This is a genomic window from Aurantimonas sp. C2-5-R2 (assembly GCF_036549495.1).
GTDB classification, from domain to species: domain Bacteria; phylum Pseudomonadota; class Alphaproteobacteria; order Rhizobiales; family Rhizobiaceae; genus Aurantimonas; species Aurantimonas coralicida_A.
The window spans coordinates 1-564 of record NZ_JAZHLJ010000289.1 but is presented as its reverse complement, the minus strand read 5'-3'; the positions used below and the strand labels follow the sequence as shown (position 1 = coordinate 564).

Below are 564 nucleotides of genomic sequence, written 5' to 3'. Positions count from 1 at the left end.
AGATCCTCTCAGTCAAGAATGTCCATGGCCGCCCCCCATCCGCTCCGACCCTAGATCTAGTGGGTATGGGCGTCAAGCGGATAGGCACGGTTTGATGAATATGCGAAGTCTTCGAAACTGTCGGCGGCGACCCAGAAACGTTGGCGCCCCGTTTTGAGGACATTGATCGATCATGTCGAGCATGACGATGTGACACGTATTACGGCGAACGATCTGATTGAGTGGACCGACAAGCTTTTGGAGAGTGGGCGAAGCGATCGTACCGTAAGAGATGTCTATCTCGCGTCCGTCAAAGCGCTGCTCGGTTGGCTTGCGAACAAACGAAAAATTGCCGCGAACCCGGCGATCGGACTGAGAATCAAGGTCGTAGAGCCCGCGCGGTTAAGAGACAAGGCGTTCACGACCGAGGAAGCAAATACGATCCTGAGCGCCGCGCTTTCGCCGCAAGATGCGCGGCTCAGTCCGGAGCATGCAGCGGGCTAGAGCGTCAGGCGATTAATCTGCAACATAGCCAGCGGCCTTGAGGTAGTTCCAACATTCTTCGGGCTCGAACAGGTCGCAGAT

General features: G+C 56.0%; 1 pseudogene. It reads left to right on the top strand.

Annotated features, from left to right (window positions below):
* Positions 1–102: 102 nt before the first annotated feature.
* Positions 103–483 (top strand): annotated as a pseudogene (locus VQ044_RS25570) (DUF6538 domain-containing protein); the annotation flags it as partial.
* Between the last annotated feature and the right edge of the window lie 81 nt (positions 484–564).